The sequence below is a fragment of the Rhodanobacter sp. FW106-PBR-R2A-2-24 genome (genome assembly GCF_058789615.1).
Window position 1 is genome coordinate 1,523,349 of sequence record NZ_JBYTBV010000002.1, and the last position, 17,604, is coordinate 1,540,952.

Consider the following 17,604-nt stretch of genomic DNA (forward strand, 5'->3'; position numbering starts at 1 on the left):
GCGAGGTTACCGACTGGCCTCGCCACGATTCCTATACTGTGCCGATGACCTCGACCAAAGCCCTCCGCCGCCACTCGCCGCTGCAATCCCTCGCCTGGTTCCTGCCCGGGCTGATCGCCGTGGCGCTGGCCGGCCTGGCCGCCCACCCACTCACCCTGATTCCGCTGCTGACCGCCAACGCGTTGACCATGGCCGCGGTCTGCCACGCCATCGGTTTCGACCCTGAGCCCAGCTTCGCGCGTACCGTGCTGCGCCGTGGCGCGGCGCATCTGGTGATGTTCACCGCCTACGCGGCCATCGTGTTCGCGCTGGTGGCCTGGCCGATGCTGGCGCTGCATGACTCGCACGGCCTGCCCGCCGCGCTGATGCTGGTGGCCACGCTGGCGCTGGCGCTGGCGGTGCTGTGGCGGCCATGGCCAGCGTTCGGCCTGGTGTTCGTGTGGGACGACGCCTATCCGGCCCGGCACGACGGCTCGTGGATCTTCACCGCCACCTTGCGCAGCCTGATGTTTGGCCGCCACCTCGCGCGCGAGGAGCGTTTCTTCAGCCACTTCCTGCCCGCCTCGCTGGCCCTGCTCGCGCTCACCTGGTGCGCCATCGCGCTGTCCGGCCTGTACGGCATGTTGCCATCGGAAATCCGCATCGCCGCGCTGGCGCTGTATGGCGTCGTGTTGCTGCCGCTGGGCTGCCTGGTGGTAGCCAACCGCACTCTGCGCGCGCTCTTGTGCGATCAGCGCGAGGGCGCGCCCGTTGCCACCGGCGTGGTCGCCATCGACGCCGTGCCAAGCCCGCCAGCGGGCGAACCGCTGAGCGCCGAAGAAAGCACCGCCGGCACGCCCGAACAAGCCGCCGCCTTGCTCGCCGCCACCCGCGCGGGCGACATCGAACGCGCCCTGGCACTGGTGGCGGCCGGCGCCGATCCAGCCACCGCGCCGCCGCCCGAGGATCGCGACCAGCGCCCCGTGCTGATGCTCGCCGCGCTGCTGCCCGATACCCGCCTGCTGCGCGCCTTGATCGCCAAGGGCGCCGACGTCAACCAGCACAGCGGTGGCCTCACCACCCTGCTCGCCGCCACCCGCGACAGCTGGCACGGCCGCGCCGAGGCGGTGATGACCCTGCTCGCCAATGGCGCCGATCCGCTGGCCACCGACGCCGAAGGACGCAGCGCGCTGCACGGCGCGGTACTCAGCGAGGAACCCATCGTGGCAGCGATGCTGCTGGACGCCGGCGCCGCGATCAACGCGCTGGACAAGGCCGGCGCCAGCCCGCTCGCCGTGGCCTGCCGCGCCGCCAACTGGCCGCTGGCAAAGTTCCTGCTCGAACACGGCGCCAAGCCCGCCCCCGCCAACGGCGAGCCCGCCCTGGTGGCCGCCGCCGGCATCGCCGACGACGATCCCGCCGGCATCAAGCTGCTGCTCAAGCACCGCGCCGCGGTGAACGCCCTGGACGCCCAGGGCCGCAGCGCCCTGCTGGTGGCCGCGGGCGAAGGCCACCTCGCCATCGCCCGCGCGCTGCGTGCCGCCGGCGCCGACGTCCACCTGGTGGATCGCCACGACAACACCGCGCTGATGGAAGCCGCGCGTGCTGGCGCGGTCGAGATCGTGCAACTGCTGGCCGAGGCGCAGCCCGACGCCCGCCAGCGCGACCGGCTGGGACGCGACGCGCTCACCCTCGCCTGCCAGTCGCCACGCGCCCACGCCGACACCGTGCGTGCCCTGCTCGCGCTGGGTGCCGAACCCAAGGCGCCCGGCCTCGACGGCCGCAGCGCGCTCGACCACGCCGCCGCCGCCGGCCGCTGGGATCTGGTCGCCCTGCTCGACCCGGCAACGCCGCTGCCGGCCAACCTCGGCGATGCCGCGCTCGCCGAGGGCGCCGACACCCCCACCCACCTGCTCGATGCCCTGCGTTTCGGCCACTGGGCCGTCGTCTCCGGCTTCGCCGCGCGCGTGCGCGACTGGCCGCCGGCCGAGCTGGCACAGCTCTACCTCGACCTTGCCCAGCCGGGGCTGGCCGAGGCACGGCGCTGGCTGCTCGGGCACGGCCTCGACCCCGAGGCACGTCTCGCCGCGCAGCCCGCCGGCGAAGACGACACCGACGCCCCGCAAGCGCTGGGTCGCCGCCTGTTCGACGCCCTGCTGCCACAGCTGCCCGCCGCCAGCGAGGCCCTGACCGATCTCCTGCATGCCGGCGCCTCGCCCGCCGGTGCCGGCCTCCTCGCCCAGGCCTTGTTGCACCTGGGCAACGCCCCACAGCACACCGCGCTGCTGCTTGACCTGCTCGAACGCGGCGCCGACCCCTTCGGCACCGACGCACGCGGCCGCACACCCGTGCACCTGGCCGCCGCCAACCACCAGCTGGCGCTGCTGCAAGCCCTCCTGGCGCGCGGCGCCAACCCGGACAGCCGCGACCGCGACGGCCGCACGCCGCTGTTCGCCGCGCTGGAACACGGCGCGGCCGCGCTGCCGCTGGTGCGTGCCCTGGTCATCCACGGCGCCGACGCCGAAGCCGCCGACGCCAACGGCGAAACCCCGCTCGGTCTTGCGCTGGAGCACCCGTTGATCGAGCGCTGGCTGGACTGGGGCAACTGGTCGCGCCCGCGTCGCCCGCTGCGCGCCGACGACCTGCCCGCCGCCGCCCAGGCCGGTGCCGCCGTCGCCGTGCAACGCCTGCTGGAACTCGGCTTCGCGGTGGACGCGGTGGATGCCCACGGCGCCAGCGCCCTGCTGCACGCCTGCGGCGCCGGCCACCAGGAGATCGCACGCCACCTGCTCGACGCCGGCGCCGACGCCGCCTTGCCGGCGGCCAGCGGCGTCACCCCGCTCGCCGCCGCCGTCACCGCGCGACGCGAGGCGACGGTCGCCCTGCTGCTGGCCCACGGCGTCGCCGTCGACCAGCGCCTGCCCAACCAGACCACCGCGCTGATGATCGCCGCCGCGACGGGCCACCCCGCGCTGGCCGAAGCCCTGCTCGCCCACGGCGCCGCCATCGACGCGGTCGACGCGCGCGGCCACAGCGCCCTGCACGCCGCCGCCCAGTTCGGCGCCGAACATAACGACAGCCTGCGCGCGCGGCGCCTGCTCGACGCCCTGCTCAAGCAGGGCGCGACCATCAACCTCGCCGATGCCGAAGGCGACACCGCGCTGCTGTTGCTGCTGGGTGCGCGGCTGCGCCCGGGCAGCGCCTGCGACGCCACCCACCTCGGCGCGCTGCTGCCGGTGCTGCTGGAAGCCGGCGCCGACGTCAACCACGCCGACCAGCGCGGCGTCACCGCGCTGCACGCCTGCGCCATGCACGCCCTGCTGGCCTCGGCGCGTCTGCTGCTCGCGCGCGGCGCCGACCGCAGCGCCACCGACGCCTTCGGCCGCACCGCCGCCGACGTCGCCCGCCAACTCGGCTACGTGGACATCGCCCACGAACTCACCGCACGCGCTGGCAACGCCATCCCCAGCGTGCGGCAGACCCTGCGCCAGCCGGCGCAATCGGCGGAGTAGGCGCCGCCGCCCGCAAGGATTCGACTGTCGTCGCAAGGGCGTCGCCGGGCACCCCCGGTGGCGGCCGCCGCGGATGGACGGTTTTTTGCCGTCGCTCTGGAGCTTGTGAGGCGTTCCGCTGCCTGCGGAACGCCTCATCGGCGAGCCCTGCACGTGCCCGGACTCATCGCCATGAACCGGTCACTTGCGTGACTGATGCACGTCCGGCCAGCCGAGGCCGGGCTTCGGGTTTGAAAATTCACGATCCCTCAGGCCGCGACGCCCGGGTTCGCACGGCGCGGCACAAGGGTGCGCCACGCGGCGGCCACCTGTTCCACGCCCAGCGCCGCGACGCGCGCATCGCGCGTCGCGCCACCCAGCACCCGCACCACACCGCCCGGCACGGGGCGCGGTGCCCAATGCGCTGGCGCGGCGCCGCCGAACAACACCACCAGCGGACAACCCAGCGCCGCTGCCAGGTGCGCCGGCCCGGTGTCCACCGACACCATGCTGTGCGCGCACTCCAGCAGGGCCATCAGGCGCGGCAACGGCAGATCGTCCGCCGCCACCGTCACCGCGTCGCTGGCGGCCAACGCGCGGATGCCTTCCAGGTAAGCCGCCTCGCGCGGGCTGCCGCACAGGAGCACCCGCGCCTCGGGCAGCGCCTCGCCGATGGCCCAGGCCAGGGCCGCCCAGTGCTGCACCGGCCAGGCCTTGTCGTCATCGTCCAGTGCCCGCACACCGTTCCAGCGCAGGCTGCGTTTGTTGGCCGGTTGCAGCAGCACCAGTGGACGGCCATCCAGCCGCCGCGCATGCAGCCAGCGCCGGCCATCGTCGCGGGCCTCCGCCGTGGCCTGCAGGCGCGGTGCAGGCAAGCCGGTGGTCGCTTCCTGCGGCGCGGACACGCAGTCACGGAAGGCCGGCGGCAGCACATCGCCGAAGCGCAGCAGGTGATCCACCCAATGCTCGCCCTCGCGCAGCGGCAGGTCGGTGAAATACGCGCGGTGCGCCGCCGGCACGCCGGCCAGGTCGAGCATGTGCTCGATCCGCAACAAGGCACGCGGCTGCGGTTCGCAGACATAGACCGGCGCGGCGCGACGCTGGCGCAACCAGCCGATGGCGCGCAGGCGCTCCGGGCTCAGCAGCAACAGCCGTCGCGGCGACTGCAGTGCCACGATCCGGCCCACTTCGGGCCGCCCCGCATACAAGGCCGACGGCCAGTCACCGATGGCGAGCAGGTCGCAGGGCTGGCCGTATCGCCGGTGCAACTGCTGCAGCAGCGGCTGCAACAGCACGCTGTCGCCGAGACGGCCAAAACGGATGACGAGAGGATGCGCGCAGTAGGCCATGTCGCAAGAGCAACGCCAAACACGGCGCCGCGTTGACGGCAAGAAATTGCGTTACGCGCTTCAGCCGGGCGCGTGGCTGTTCTCCGCGTCGCGTTGCGGCCTGGCATCGGCCTCGAACAGCCGATCCAGTTCGGCCTGCGCCTCGCGTGTGGTCTGCACCAGCTTGGCCTCGTCGTCGTAGACGAGGTATTGCGCCTTGAGCAGCTCGGCATCCTGCTGGCGGAAGCGCTCCACCCGGGTGTGCACGCGTGCCTCGTCGAAGCCCAGCCCCTGCAGCACCTGCTCGCCCAGCTTCAGGCTGGAATACAGCGTCTCGCGCACCGGCTCGTGGATGCCCAGATCCATCAGGCGCCAGGCATGCTGGCGGTTGCGTGCGCGCGCCACGATCTTCAGCTGCGGGTACAGCCGGCGCACCGTGCGCGCCACCTGCAGCGCGGATTCGGCGTCATCGATGGCCAGCACGAACACCTCGGCCTTGCCGGCCTGCGCGGCGCGCAGCAGCTCCGGGCGCGCGGGGTCGCCGTAGAAGGTGTCGTTGCCGCGGCCGAAGCGCTGCATCATGTCCATCTGCTCGGCGGAGTGATCCAGCGCCACGAAGGGCACGCCCTCGGCGCGCAGCAGGCGCGCCACGATCTGGCCCATGCGGCCGTAACCGGCCACGATCACCCGCGGCGGCGCCGTCACGATGGCGTCGTACTCGCGCACCGGCTTGCTCGCCTTGCGCGCGCCCAGCAACCTGGCCAGCATCGCCACCAGCAGCGGCGTCGACGCCATCGACACGGTGATCGCCAGCACCAGCAGGCTGTGCTGGCGCGCGCTGAGCAGGCCCTGCTCGCCGGCAAGCTTGAGCACCACGAAGGCGAACTCGCCGCCGCAGGCCAGCAGCGCGGTGAGGCGCAGCGCGTCGCCGGCGTCGAGCGCACCCAGATAGCGCCCCAGCGGCCACAGCACGGCACCCTTCACCAGCAGCAGCGCCGCCACCAGCGCCAGCACCAGCCACGGCTCGCGCAGCAGCAGCGACATGTCCATCGCCATGCCCACGCTGACGAAGAACAGGCCGAGCAGCAGGCCCTTGAACGGCTCGATGTGCGATTCCAGCTCGTGGCGGTATTCCGAGTCGGCCAGCAGCACGCCGGCGAGGAAAGCGCCCAGCGTCACCGACATGCCGGCCAGCTCCATCAGCAGCGCCACGCCCATCACCACCAGCAGCGCGGTGGCGGTGGCCACTTCCACCGTGTCCGCCTTCGCCACGAAGCGGAACAGCGGGCGCAGCAGATAACGGCCACCGACCACCACGGCGAGAATCATGCCCACCGCGCGCAGCGTGCCGCCGAGGTCGAAGCCGTGGCGCGCCGTGCTCGCGGCCAGGAGCGGCACCATCGCGATCAGCGGGATCGCCGCCAGATCCTGGAACAGCAGGATCGCGAAGGCTTGCCGACCGTAGGCCGAGCCGGCCTCCTTGCGCTCGGCGAGGATCTGCAGGCCGAACGCGGTCGACGACAGCGCCAGGCTGCCGGCCACGATCAGTGCCGCGCCAGGCACGAGCCCGGCCAGGCGCCAGCCCAGCACGCCGATCGCCAGGCTGGTGGCCAGCACCTGCAGCAGGCCGGTACCGAACACCTGCCGGCGCATCACCCACAGGCGGCGCGGCGACAGCTCCAGGCCGATCACGAACAACATCAGCACCACGCCGAACTCGGAGATCGCGGCGATGCCGCCGGTGTCGCGCACCAGCCCCAACGCCTGCGGGCCGATCGCGATGCCGGCCAGAAGGTAACCCAGCACCGCGCCCAGCCGGAAGCGGCGGGTCAGCGGCACGATCACCACCGTGGAGAGCAGCAACACCACCGCCACCTTGAGGAAATGCTGACCGTCCATCCGTACCTCCCTCGCTGCGCCTCGCCGATTATTCCACGTGCGGGTGACACTGCCGCGTCGACACCGGGCGTGGGATCATCCGGGCATGAAAATCCTTGCCGCCCTCGCCGCGTTCGCCATCGCCCTGGCCGCCCCGCCGCCCGCGCAGGCCGCCATCCCCGTCTACGGCTACCGCGTCGTGCACAGCTACCCGCACGACACGCATGCCTACACCGAGGGCCTGCTGTATCTGGACGGCCACCTGTACGAAAGCACCGGCCAGATCGGCGCCTCCAGCGTGCGCAAGGTGGAGCTGGCCACCGGCAAGGTGCTGCAATCCACCCCCACGCCGTGGCCGGACTACGGCGAAGGCATCGCGGTATGGCGGGACAAGCTGATCCAGCTCAGCTGGCAGAACCACGAAGGCTTCCTCTACGACCTCGCCACGCTCAAGCCCGAGGCGCGCTTCGCGTATCCCGGCGAGGGTTGGGCGCTCACCTCGGACGGCACGCGCCTGTACATGAGCGACGGCACGCCGACCCTGCGCATCCTCGACCCCGCCACGCTCAAACAGACCGGCAGCATCCAGGTCACCGCCGACGGCCAGCCGCTCGCCAACCTCAACGAGCTGGAATGGGTGAAGGGCGAGATCTACGCCAACGTGTGGCTCACCACGCGCATCGCGCGCATCGATCCGGCCAGCGGCAAGGTGCTGGGCTGGATCGAGCTGGCGGGTCTGGTGCCGCCCGCCAGCACGCTGGCCGACCCCACCAACGACGTGCTGAACGGCATCGCCTACGATGCGGCGCGCGACCGCCTGTTCGTCACCGGCAAACGCTGGCCCAGGCTCTACGAGATCAAGCTCGTCGCGCCCCAGCACGCGCACTGACGCCGCCCGCGTCGTCCGTCGTGCCGCCGGCACGCCCGGCGCCACGCTCCCCGCCCGGCGCCGGTGAAAATCCGCACGCCGTCGCGCGGCGCGACAGTCGCGGCAGGCAGACGGGTTTTTCCCAGGCGTTCAGCCGCCGGCTACAATCCGTCGGCCCGGCGGCCCCACCAGCGCCCTTCGCCTGCCGCCGAGGGTTTGCGCCATTCAACCCCGGCCCGGCCCCCGAAACGCTCATGACGCCCTCCATCCGCAAGAAACTCGAAACCCTCGCCGAGCGCCACGAGGAGCTGGGCCTGCTGCTGGCCCAGCCCGACGTGCTGGCCGACGGCACGCGCTTCCGCGAGCTGTCGCGCGAATACGCCCAGCTCGAACCCGTGGTGGCCGCGCTGCGCGCGCACGAAGGCGCGCTGCGCGAACTGGCCGAAGCGCGCGCGCTGGCAAACGATCCCGAACTGGCCGAGCTGGCCGCCGACGACATCGCGCGGCTGGAGGCGCACCTCGTCGAACTCGACGGCGCGCTGCAGCTCCTGCTGTTGCCGAAAGACCCGCGCGACGAGGCCAACCTGTATCTGGAAGTCCGCGCCGGCACCGGCGGCGACGAGGCGGCGATCTTCGCCGGCGACCTGTTCCGCATGTATGCGCGCTATGCCGAGCGACGGCGCTGGCAGGTGGAAATCCTCAACGCGCACGAGGGCGAGCACGGCGGCTACAAGGAGATCGTGGCGCGCGTCGAGGGCAAGGGGGCGTACTCGCGGCTGAAGTTCGAATCGGGCACGCACCGCGTGCAGCGCGTGCCGGAAACCGAGTCGCAAGGACGCATCCACACCTCGGCCGCCACCGTGGCGATCCTGCCCGAACTGGACGAGATCGACGCCATCGCGCTGAACCCTGCCGAGCTCAAGGTGGACACCTTCCGCGCCTCCGGCGCGGGCGGCCAGCACGTCAACAAGACCGACTCGGCAATCCGCATCACGCACTTGCCGACGGGCACGGTGGTGGAATGCCAGGACGAGCGCAGCCAGCACAAGAACCGCGCCCGCGCGATGAGCCTGCTGCAGGCGCGCCTCACCGACGCGGCGCAGTCGAAACAGGCGGCGGCGCAAGCGCAGGAGCGTCGCCTGCAGGTGGGCTCGGGCGACCGCAGCCAGCGCATCCGCACCTACAACTTCCCGCAGGGCCGCATCACCGACCACCGCATCAACCTCACGCTGTATCGCCTGCCCGAAACCCTGCAGGGCGATCTGGACGAGCTGATCGACACGCTCACCCGCGAGCAGCAGACCGACGCCCTGCAGGCGCTGGGCAACGATTAACCGGCGCGAAAGCCGGCGCAGCCCTGCGCCGGCAGCGCCGTGCGCTCCACCGCATCCACCCGCGCCAGGGCCGGGCCTTGCCGCAGCCAGGCCGCCAGTGCGTCGAGCGCCGCGTCGCCGCCTTCGGCCACCACCTCGACGCGCCCGTCGGGCCGGTTGACGGCCCAGCCGGCGAGCCCCAGCGCCAGCGCCTGTACGCGGGTGGCGGCGCGGTAGCCCACGCCCTGCACCCGGCCGCTCACCAGGAAGTGCGCGGCGGCCATCAGTGCGCGCCCTTGCCAATGGCCGCATCCAGTTGCGCCGGCGTGATCGGGCCGAGGAAGTGCGCGGCCACCGTGCCGCCGGGAGCGATCAGGTACGTCGTCGGCAGGCCGCGCGGCTCGTCGAAATCCTGCAGCGGCTTGTCCAGCGTGACCTGCGCCACCGGATAGCTCACCGGATGCTTGCCGAGGAAGGCCTCGATGTCGGCCGCCTCGCTGTCCTCATAGGCCAGGCCGATGGCACGCACGTCCGGATGCGTGGCGACATAGTGCGACAGCGCAGGCATCTCCTTGATGCAGGGCACGCACCAGGTGGCCCAGAAATTGACGATCACCCAGTGCCCGCGCTGCGCGCCCAGGTCGAAGTGCCGGCCATCGAGCGTCGTGACATGCAGCGCCGGATGCGCCGGCATCGCCGCGTGCAGCGGCGCGGCAAGCGCCAGCAGCGCCACGGCCAGCCAGGTGAGCTTGTTCATGGGGAAGCCTCGTTCGGTGGAGCGGGTGGCGGGTAGACCTGCGCCAAGGTGCGGCCCAGCCCAGCCTGCAGCGTGACGGCCAGTTCCGCCAGCATCGCCAGCATCGCCTCCGGCAGGCGCAGGCCCAGCTCGCGCACCAGTGCGCGCGGTTCCAGCGGCAGGCGGTAATGACCGTGCTGGTACAGCCGCAGCAGGTCGGTGCTGTCCAGGCTGCGGCTGAGCAGCCAGCCAGTATCGCCGCGCTGGATCAGCCCCGCGCCTTGCAGCTCGTCGAGATAACCCATCACCCGCGCACCGCACAGGCGCGGCTCGCCGGCGCACAGCGCATCGGCATCCACGCTGGCGCCGCGGCGCTGGGCCTCGACAAAATACCGCAGCACCACCAGCAGGCCGAGAAACTCCGCACCCTCAGGCAGCATTTCCGCCGGCGCCTGGTAGTCGAACGCCGCCACCGCGGCAGCGATGGAAGCGGCCAGTATCACGATCACCCAGGAGAGATAAATCCACAGCAGGAACACCGGGATCACTGCCAGCGCGCCGTAGATGTCCTGGTAGTTCTGCGCGTGCCGCACGAACAGCGCGAAGCCCCAGCGCGCCACCTCGAACAGCACGGCGCCCAGCAGCGCGCCGAGCGCGGCGTTGCGCCGCGACACCCGGCAATTGGGGATCAGCACGAACATCAGCCACAACATGCCGAAGGTTGCCACGAAGGGCAGCAGCGCCAGCAGGCGCTGCCCCATGCTCACCCAGTGCCCCGCCGCCGCCTGCAACAGCGGCACCGCCGTGGCATAGGAAGCCAGCGCGATGCCGCCCACCACGAGAATCGGCCCCAGCGTGAGCGCTGCCCAGTACAGCAGCAGCCGCGACACCCAGCTGCGCCGCTGCCGCGCGCGCCAGATCCGGTTCAATCGATCCTCGATGCTCACCATCATCGACAGCGCGCTGGCCAGCATCACCAGCACGCTGATGCCGGTGAGCCTGCTCGCATTGGCGGCGAACGCCAGCAGGGCTTCCTGCACGGTGGCGCCGGCCGCCGGCACGAAGTTGCGGAAGACGAAGCCCAGCAAGGTCGCGCGCGCGCCTTCGAACGCCGGAAACGCCGCGAACACCGCCAGCACCGCCACCGACAACGGCACCAGCGACACCAGCGTGGTGTAGGACAGCGCACCGGCCGTCTCGAAGCACTTGTCGTCGACGAAGCGCTGCCACAGGAAGCGGCCGAAACTCGTCAGGTGATCGCGGTCGTAGCGATGCTTCATGCGGATCGTGGGCGGCGCGGAAGTTCGCCTTACACTAGCGCATCCATCGCAACGCGCCCACCCGCATGCACGACATCCTCGTCCTCTACTACAGCCGCAGCGGCCACACCGCGCAGCTTGCGCGACTGATCGCACGCGGCATCGAAGAGGCCGGCGCCGGCGCGCGGCTGCGCCAGGTGCCGCCGGTGGCGCCAGTCACCGAGGTGGCGCAACCGCCGGTGCCGGAAGACGGCGCGCCCTACGCGACGAAACAGGATCTGGCCGAGTGCAGCGGGCTGGCGCTGGGCAGCCCCACCCGCTTCGGCAACATGGCCGCGCCAATGAAGCATTTCCTGGACAGCACCGGCGCCGAATGGGCCAGCGGTACCCTGGTCGGCAAGCCCGCCGCGCTGTTCACTTCCACCAGCACCATGCACGGCGGCCAGGAAGCCACCTTGCTGAGCATGGCGCTGCCGCTGCTGCATCACGGCATGTTGCTGGTGGGTATCCCGTTCACCGAGCCGGCGCTCGGCGCCACCGCGAGCGGCGGCACACCCTACGGCGCCAGCCACGTCGCCGGCACCACGGGCGAGCAGCCGATCAGCGAGCACGAACGCACGCTGGCACGCGCACTGGGCCGGCGCCTCGCCGAAGTCGCGCGCAAGCAGGCGGCCGGCGCATGAGTCCCTACGCCGCGCAAAAAACCGGCTTCGTCGCGTGGTTCGCGCTGGTGGCGCTGCAGGTACTCTGGCACGGCTGGCTGCTGCCGCCGACCCGCCTGCCGACGCCCCTGGTACTGGGCCTGGCCGTGGTGCCGCTGCTGCTGCCGGCACTCGCGCTGCGCCGCCCGGCCCGCGCCCTGCTGTGGGCGGGCATCCTCGCGCTGTTTTACTTCTGCCACGGCGTGGCCGAGGCCTGGAGCGCGCCGACCGAGCGCGCGCTGGCGCTCATCGAGATCGCCCTGACCCTGCTCCTGATCGGCAGCCTCGGCGCCGGCGCGCGACGCCCGCGCCGGTGAGAGGCGGTGATTTTCAGCCTCGAAGCCCGGCCACGGCGGGCCGGACGCAGATCCATCACGCAAGCGATTGATCTGCGGAGGCGCGTACGGGCATGCACCGGACGCGCCGATGAAGATTTCCACAGGACGTGGCAATCTTCATCGGCTCCGACTCACGGCCGCGCAGCGAATGCCGCGTCCAGCCAGGCGCGCATCAACGCATAGCTGCGCGCTGCCGCCTTGGCGTCGTACTGGCAGCCCGGCGCGTGCTCGCCCACCTCGGTGAAGCAGTGCACGGCATGGCCGAGCACCACGAACTGCCAGTCGGCGGGGCTCTGCCGCATCTCCGCCATGAACGCGTCGGCGTCCTTCATCGTCCAGCTGTCGTCGGCGCCGTTCATCGCCAGCACGCGCGCCTTGATGTGCCTGGCCATCGACGCGTCGTCGCTGGAGAGGTCGCCGTGGAAGGACACCACGGCGGCGACGGCCGCGCCGCTGCGCGCAAGATCGAGCACGGCCGCGCCGCCGAAGCAGAAGCCGATGGCGGCGAGCCGCGTGGTGTCGATCGGCGCATCCTTGGCCTGCGCCTTGAGCTGCACCAGCGCCGCGTTGATGCGCGACCGCATCAGCCCGCGATTCGCATACAGCGGCTTCACCGCAGCCTGCGCCTGGTCTGCGTTGTCCAGCTGCGGCCGCACGTCGGCGCCGTACATGTCGGTGAGCAGGATCACGTAATCCTTGCCAGCGATCATCTCCGCCTTCTTGACCGCCTCGTCGTTCACACCGAACCAGTTCGGCACCATCACCAGGCCGGGGCGTTTCGCGGCGCTGGCGTCGTCGTAGACCAGCACGCTGTGGAAACGCGTGCCGCCCTGGGTCCATTCCACCGGGCGATGCACCATCTTCGCCTGCGCGGCAAAGGCGAAACCGGCGAGCAGGAAGGTGGCGAGAAATCGGATATGGCGCATGGCGAAAACCTCCTCGGTAGAGCCTGGGTAGCGATGGAACTCGGCCAGAAGCGGCTTTTCGTGAAGCGTGCTTCCAAGCATGGCCGTCCGTCTGCCTTTCGCGTTCGCGGACGAACGCAAAAACACATCATCAAAGGCCGGCGGCATGCTCCGCCAGGCGACGTTTGAGCGGCGCCAGCCGGTCGACGAGGCGCACGCCCAGCCCGCGCGCGGCCACCAATGGCGGCGACCGCCAGGCATAGATGCGCGCCAGCACGTCGAAGCCGCGTGCATCCAGCGTGTCGGCGCTGCGCCGGCGGCGCGCATAGCGGCGCAGCACATGGGCTGCGGCGACATCGCGACCAGCGTCGCGCGCCTCGACCAGCACGTCGCGCAGCTCGGCCACGTCGCGCAGTCCCAGGTTCACGCCCTGCCCGGCCAGCGGATGCACCGCGTGGGCGGCGTCGCCCAGCAGCACGCAGCGTTCGGCCTGGTAGCTCTGCGCCAATTGCAGCTTCAGCGGAAAGGCCGCGCGCTGCGTAGTGGCGAGCACACGACCCAACCGGAAGTCGCTGGCCACGCCGAGTTCCCGCATGAAGGCGGCATCATCCAGCGCCAGCACACGCTGCGCCTCGGCCTCGGGCAGCGACCACACGAGGGAGCTGCGCCCGTCGGCCAGCGGCAACAACGCCAGCGGGCCGCCGGGCAGGAAGCGTTGCCACGCGGTCTGCGCGTGCGCGCGCTCGGTGGCCACGTGCGCCACCACCGCGCGCTGCGCGTAGTCGCGGCCGCGCGTGGCGATGCCCAGCATGCCGCGCAGGGGCGAGGCCACGCCATCGGCCGCCACCAGCAGGCGCGCGGCCAGGCTGTCGCCGTCCGCCAGTTCCAGCGTCACCCGATCCTCGCGCGGCTCGATGCCGCGCACCTCGGCCGGGCACAGTCGCCGCACGCCGGCCGCCTCCAGCGCCTGCCACAGCGTCCACTGCACCAGGCTGTTCTCGACGATGTGGCCGAGCAGGTCGCGGCCCGCGTCGGCGGCATCGAAGTGGATCGCCGCGCCGCTCCCGGCGTCCCAGACATGCATATGCGCGTAGGGGCCGCTGCGCGCCGAGCGGATGGACGTCCAGACGTCCAGCTCGTCCAGCAGCGCGATGGAGGATGGCGCCAGCCCGACCACGCGCAGATCCACTTCATCCTCCACGCGCCACGGCGTCGGCGCGCGCGCTTCCAGCAAGGCGGTGGCGAAGCCGGCGCGGGCCAGCGCCAGCGCGGCGGCGGCACCGACCATGCCGCCGCCGACCACGGCCACGTCCAATGCCGGGGCGCGGCGCCGTTCGGGCAGCGCGCTCACGGCAGCCGCTCCAGCACCGCGCGCGGCGGCGTGCCGCGGAAGCCCATGCCGTGGCGGGCGAGCCGGTTGCGCAGCGGCGGCAGGCAATCGTGCGCCAGCAGCGCCAGCGAGCGCAGCGGCGCGAGCAGGGGTTGTTCCAGGCACGCCAGGCGCACCAGGCCATGGCTCATCGCCATGGTGCCTTCGCGGTCGGGCGCGCGGCGCGCGGCATAGCCGGCCAGCAGTGCGGCAGCGCCCGGATCGGCGGCACCGGCCACCAGCTCGGCGAGGGTCAGTGCATCGCGCAGGCCGAGGTTGAAGCCTTGCGCGCCGATGGGGTGCACGGTCTGCGCCGCATTGCCCACCAGCACCGCGCGCGGGCCGGTGAGGCGTTGCGCGGCCACGCACTGGATCGCATACGGATGGCGCTTGCCCGGTCGGCTGAGCCGGCCCAGCTTCCAGCCGAAACGTTGCTGCGCCAGCGCGAGGAAGGCGGCATCGTCCAGCGCCGCGACCGACTCGGCCGCCTCCGCCGGCACGGTGAGCACCAGGCCGCAGCGCCCTTCGGCCAGCGGCAGCAGGGCCACCGGGCCGGCATCGGAGAAGCGTTCGTAGGCGCGGTTGACGTGCGCGCGCTCGGGCGTGAGCGTGGCGACGAACAAGGTCTGCGCGTAGTCGTAACGCTCGGCCTCGATGCCGAGCTGGGCGCGCACGAAGGACTCGGTGCCGTCGGCGCCCACCAGCAGCGCGGCGTCGACGACGCGCTCGCCATCGGCGCTGCGGACATGCGCGCGCCAACCCGCGGCGTGCGGCTCCAGCGCCTCCAGCCTGGCGGGTGCGAGCCGGGTCAGGCGCATGCAGGCGTCCAGCCGTCGCAGCAGGGCCGCGCCCAGTTCGCGCGCGGGCAGGGTCCAGCCCAGCGCGTCGACGCCGTGCTTCGTCGCGTCGATACGCGCGCTGCCGAATTCACCCGCGCGGCTGACGTGGATGTGCCGGATCGGCGTGGCGCGCGACGCCGCGTGCGCCCAGACGCCGAGCGCGGCCAGGCCGTTGACGGTGGCGCGGGCCAGCGCGAGGTTGCGCTCGTCGTAGCTGGGTTGCGCGGCGATGCGCGGTGCGGCGGCTTCGACCAGGGTGGCGGGCACGCCAGCCATGTCCAGCGCGATGGCGAGGCTGGCGCCGACCAGGCCGCCGCCGACGATCAGTACGCCGCCGGCCGGGGATGAGGAGGCATTCATACGCAGGATGATACGCGAGCCGCACCGGCGCGGCGGCGCATCGGCATGGCGCCTTGCGCTAAACTTGTTGCCCTGTTTCCCGCCTTGCTGCACGGAGCTCCCCCATGGCAACCGCAACGACCCGCCGCGCGCTCATCTTCCTGGGCCTGGCCCTGGTGATGGGCGCCACCCGCATCCATCCCTCGCTGCTGCACCACGCGCTGTGGGATGCCTCCTGGGGCGTGTTCTTCCTCGCCGGCTTCTGGTTGCGCGGCCAGGGTCGCTGGGCGTTCCCGCTCCTGATGGCCGAAGCGGTGCTGGTGGATTACTTCGTCATCACGCAGCAGGGCACGAGTTTCTGGAGCGCCTACTGCGTGTCGCCGGCCTACTGGTTCCTGCTGCCGTCCTACGGCGCGCTGTGGGCGGGCGGCAGCTGGCTGGCGCGGCGGCAGTCGGGCCTGAACCTGCGCACGCTGGGCCTGGCCGTGGCCGCCCTGCTGGTAGCCGAGGGCGCCTGCTATCTCGTCTCCAACGGCAGCTTCTACTGGATCAGTGCCAACGTGCCGGCCGCGCGCAGCTTCACCGCTTGGTTCGCCAACCTCGGCGACTGGTACCTGCCCTTCCTCGCCGGCACCGCCACCTACGTGGCGCTGGGCGCCGCGCTGCATGTGGTGGCGACCCAGCTGGCGCGCAGCAACCAGCACAGCGGCCAGACGCAGGCCTGACGTGGGCAATCGCGTTTCCAAGGTCTACACCCGCACCGGGGACGACGGCACCACCGGCCTGGGCGACGGCTCGCGCGTGCCCAAGGACGCCACCCGTGTGGTGGCCTACGGCACGGTGGACGAGCTCAACTGCACCATCGGCATGGTGCTGGCCGCGGAGGGCGTGACCGACGCCGTGCGTGAGGCGCTGACCCAGATCCAGCACGAGCTGTTCGACCTCGGCGGCGAGCTGTGCATCCCCGGCATGGTCACCATCCAGGACACCGACGTCACCCGGCTGGAAACCGTGCTGGACGGCTTCAACGAAGCCCTGCCGCCGCTCAAGGAGTTCATCCTGCCCGGCGGCGGCATGGCGGCGGCGAACTGCCATCTCGCGCGCACCGTGTGCCGCCGCGCCGAGCGCGCGGTCATCACCCTGCGCCGCGAAGAATCCGGTGTGCGCGTGCAAACCCAGCATTACCTCAACCGCCTCTCCGACCTGCTGTTTGTGCTGTGCCGCGTGCTGGCCCGCGCCAGCGGCCACGGCGAGGTGCTCTGGCACCACGAACGGCGGCCACGCCCCAAAGCCGGCTGAGCCGCCGCATGCTGCGGCTGTACACGCACGGCGCCTGCCTCAGCCACGACACCGGCCCCGGCCATCCCGAAGCGCCCGCGCGCCTCGTGGCGGTGTTGCGCGCGCTCGACCGCGACCGCTACGCCATGCTCGACCGCGTGGAAGCACCGCGCGCCACGCGCGAGCAACTGCTGCGCGTGCACGCGGCGGCGCACGTCGACCGCGTGCTGGCACCGGTGACCGACGACGCCATCCAATACCTGGACGACGACACCGTACTGTCGCCGGGCTCCGCCGAGGCCGCGCTGCGCGCCGCCGGCGCCGTGCTGGCGGCGGTGGACGCGGTGTGCGGCGACAGCCATCCACAGCGCGCCTTCTGCGCCGTGCGCCCGCCCGGCCACCACGCCACGCGCGACACCGCGATGGGTTTCTGCCTGTTCAACAACGTGGCCGTCGGCGCCGCGCAGGCACTGCGGGTGCACGGCCTGAAGCGCGTGGCCATCGCCGATTTCGACGTGCATCACGGCAACGGCACGCAGGACATCTTCTGGCGCGAGCCACGCGTACTGTTCGCCTCCAGCCACGAGATGCCGCTGTACCCGTTCAGCGGCAGCCCGGCCGAACGCGGCGCCGGCAACATCCTCAACCGCCCGCTGTCGGCCGGCGACGGCTCCTACATCTTCCGCGAGCTGTGGGAGGGCGACCTCCTGCCCCGCCTGCGCGCCTTCAAGCCGCAGCTGCTGCTGGTTTCCGCCGGCTTCGACGCCCACGCGCGCGACCCGCTGGCCAACCTGTGCCTGGGCAGCGAGGACTACGCCTGGATCACCGCCAAACTGGTCGAACTGGCCGAGCAGTACGCCGGCGGCCGGCTGGTGTCCACGCTGGAAGGCGGCTACGACCCCGGCGCGCTCGCCGCCAGCGTGGCGGCGCATGTCGAAGCCTTGCTGGGGTAGGCGCGGCCACGGCAAGGTCGGCGCGCCGGC

General features: G+C 72.1%; 16 protein-coding genes. 8 read left to right on the forward strand and 8 right to left on the reverse strand.

Going from position 1 to position 17,604, the window contains the following annotated elements; all coding sequences use genetic code 11:
* Positions 1–44: 44 nt before the first annotated feature.
* Positions 45–3,491 carry an ankyrin repeat domain-containing protein gene (locus AC3WQA_RS08230; protein WP_492674588.1) on the forward strand — a complete coding sequence of 1,149 codons (3,447 nt, stop codon included), beginning with the start codon at positions 45–47 and terminating at the stop codon, positions 3,489–3,491.
* Positions 3,492–3,739: 248 nt separating this feature from the next.
* Here AC3WQA_RS08230 and AC3WQA_RS08235 read toward each other — a convergent pair whose 3' ends face one another.
* Positions 3,740–4,819: a glycosyltransferase family 9 protein gene (locus AC3WQA_RS08235; protein ID WP_492674589.1), complete on the reverse strand. Its 1,080-nt coding sequence runs from the start codon at positions 4,817–4,819 to the stop codon at positions 3,740–3,742.
* Between the two features lie 60 nt (positions 4,820–4,879).
* Complete coding sequence (locus tag AC3WQA_RS08240; protein ID WP_492674590.1) at positions 4,880–6,697, reverse strand: monovalent cation:proton antiporter-2 (CPA2) family protein; 1,818 nt, start codon at positions 6,695–6,697, stop codon at positions 4,880–4,882.
* Between the two features lie 85 nt (positions 6,698–6,782).
* On the opposite strand from AC3WQA_RS08240, the gene AC3WQA_RS08245 reads away from it, so the two are divergent.
* Together AC3WQA_RS08245 and prfA are read left to right on the forward strand one after the other, a co-directional pair.
* The gene (locus AC3WQA_RS08245) at positions 6,783–7,565 is read left to right on the forward strand and encodes a glutaminyl-peptide cyclotransferase (protein ID WP_492674591.1); all 783 of its coding nucleotides are present in this window, start codon (positions 6,783–6,785) and stop codon (positions 7,563–7,565) included.
* A 233-nt stretch (positions 7,566–7,798) separates the two neighbouring features.
* Positions 7,799–8,878 (forward strand): peptide chain release factor 1, encoded by a 1,080-nt coding sequence (gene prfA / locus AC3WQA_RS08250; RefSeq protein WP_492674592.1) that lies wholly within the window; start codon positions 7,799–7,801, stop codon positions 8,876–8,878.
* Here the strand turns inward: prfA and AC3WQA_RS08255 are convergent.
* Genes AC3WQA_RS08255 through AC3WQA_RS08265 form a run of 3 tightly spaced genes read right to left on the reverse strand, consistent with a single transcriptional unit; the run spans position 8,875 to position 10,873 of the window.
* The gene (locus AC3WQA_RS08255) at positions 8,875–9,141 is read right to left on the reverse strand and encodes an acylphosphatase (protein WP_492674593.1); all 267 of its coding nucleotides are present in this window, start codon (positions 9,139–9,141) and stop codon (positions 8,875–8,877) included. The genes prfA and AC3WQA_RS08255 overlap by 4 nt on opposite strands.
* Positions 9,141–9,614 carry a TlpA family protein disulfide reductase gene (locus tag AC3WQA_RS08260; protein ID WP_492674594.1) on the reverse strand — a complete coding sequence of 158 codons (474 nt, stop codon included), beginning with the start codon at positions 9,612–9,614 and terminating at the stop codon, positions 9,141–9,143. Before AC3WQA_RS08260 ends, AC3WQA_RS08255 begins: the two co-directional genes overlap by 1 nt.
* Positions 9,611–10,873, reverse strand: coding sequence for a YihY family inner membrane protein (locus AC3WQA_RS08265; protein WP_492674595.1), 1,263 nt, complete (start codon positions 10,871–10,873; stop codon positions 9,611–9,613). Before AC3WQA_RS08265 ends, AC3WQA_RS08260 begins: the two co-directional genes overlap by 4 nt.
* A 65-nt stretch (positions 10,874–10,938) precedes the next feature.
* Here AC3WQA_RS08265 and wrbA point away from each other — a divergent pair, with 65 nt between their 5' ends.
* Together wrbA and AC3WQA_RS08275 are read left to right on the forward strand one after the other, a co-directional pair.
* Entirely contained in the window at positions 10,939–11,535 is a 597-nt protein-coding gene (gene wrbA, locus AC3WQA_RS08270) for an NAD(P)H:quinone oxidoreductase (protein WP_492674596.1), read from the forward strand.
* On the forward strand, positions 11,532–11,870 hold the full coding sequence (locus AC3WQA_RS08275; RefSeq protein ID WP_492674597.1) for a DUF2069 domain-containing protein: 339 nt from the start codon (positions 11,532–11,534) through the stop codon (positions 11,868–11,870). Before wrbA ends, AC3WQA_RS08275 begins: the two co-directional genes overlap by 4 nt.
* A 152-nt stretch (positions 11,871–12,022) precedes the next feature.
* Here the strand turns inward: AC3WQA_RS08275 and AC3WQA_RS08280 are convergent, their stop codons facing one another.
* The 3 genes from AC3WQA_RS08280 to ubiH all read right to left on the reverse strand — a co-directional run bounded on the left by AC3WQA_RS08280 (position 12,023) and on the right by ubiH (position 15,364).
* Complete coding sequence (locus tag AC3WQA_RS08280) at positions 12,023–12,817, reverse strand: dienelactone hydrolase family protein (protein ID WP_492674598.1); 795 nt, start codon at positions 12,815–12,817, stop codon at positions 12,023–12,025.
* Positions 12,818–12,947: 130 nt separating this feature from the next.
* Entirely contained in the window at positions 12,948–14,147 is a 1,200-nt protein-coding gene (locus AC3WQA_RS08285) for a UbiH/UbiF/VisC/COQ6 family ubiquinone biosynthesis hydroxylase (protein ID WP_492674599.1), read from the reverse strand.
* Entirely contained in the window at positions 14,144–15,364 is a 1,221-nt protein-coding gene (gene ubiH / locus AC3WQA_RS08290; protein WP_492674600.1) for a 2-octaprenyl-6-methoxyphenyl hydroxylase, read from the reverse strand. The genes AC3WQA_RS08285 and ubiH overlap by 4 nt, the downstream gene beginning before the upstream one ends.
* 104 nt (positions 15,365–15,468) lie before the next feature.
* Between ubiH and AC3WQA_RS08295 the strand changes: the two genes are divergently transcribed.
* Genes AC3WQA_RS08295 through AC3WQA_RS08305 form a run of 3 tightly spaced genes read left to right on the forward strand, consistent with a single transcriptional unit; the run spans position 15,469 to position 17,574 of the window.
* On the forward strand, positions 15,469–16,068 hold the full coding sequence (locus tag AC3WQA_RS08295; RefSeq protein ID WP_492674601.1) for a hypothetical protein: 600 nt from the start codon (positions 15,469–15,471) through the stop codon (positions 16,066–16,068).
* 1 nt (position 16,069) lies between these two features.
* A complete protein-coding gene (locus AC3WQA_RS08300) occupies positions 16,070–16,642 on the forward strand; it encodes a cob(I)yrinic acid a,c-diamide adenosyltransferase (protein ID WP_492674602.1) in 573 nt (190 codons plus the stop codon).
* An 8-nt stretch (positions 16,643–16,650) separates the two neighbouring features.
* Positions 16,651–17,574 (forward strand): histone deacetylase family protein, encoded by a 924-nt coding sequence (locus tag AC3WQA_RS08305; RefSeq protein ID WP_492674603.1) that lies wholly within the window; start codon positions 16,651–16,653, stop codon positions 17,572–17,574.
* The last annotated feature ends 30 nt before the right edge of the window (positions 17,575–17,604 follow it).